This is a genomic window from Vibrio variabilis (assembly GCF_003263785.1).
In the GTDB taxonomy this organism is placed as follows: Bacteria; Pseudomonadota; Gammaproteobacteria; order Enterobacterales; family Vibrionaceae; genus Vibrio; species Vibrio variabilis.
Genome location: NZ_JYJK01000148.1, coordinates 1 through 232, shown reverse-complemented (window position 1 = coordinate 232; position 232 = coordinate 1). Strand labels below are relative to the sequence as shown.

The 232-nt window shown below is 52.6% G+C and carries 1 pseudogene; it reads right to left on the bottom strand.

From position 1 onward, the window contains the following. A pseudogene (locus TZ48_RS23885) lies at positions 1-232 on the bottom strand (Ig-like domain-containing protein); the annotation flags it as partial.

Here is a 232-nt window from a genome sequence, read left to right as displayed (position 1 = left end):
TCAAGGATGCTGCCTGTCGCATCCACACCATCCACCGACAAGGTGTAAGTCTCGGTTGGCTCAACCAGTTCATCATCCACCGTTGGCAGGATAATGTCGAACGTCGTCACACCGACTGGCACATTGAGGTTGCCATCCACGAGGGTCACGTTGTTGCTGAAGCTGATGTTCGCTAAATCCACATCAACCGATTCAGGCAACGTTAGTGCGTATTCCACTGGGGATTGAGTGG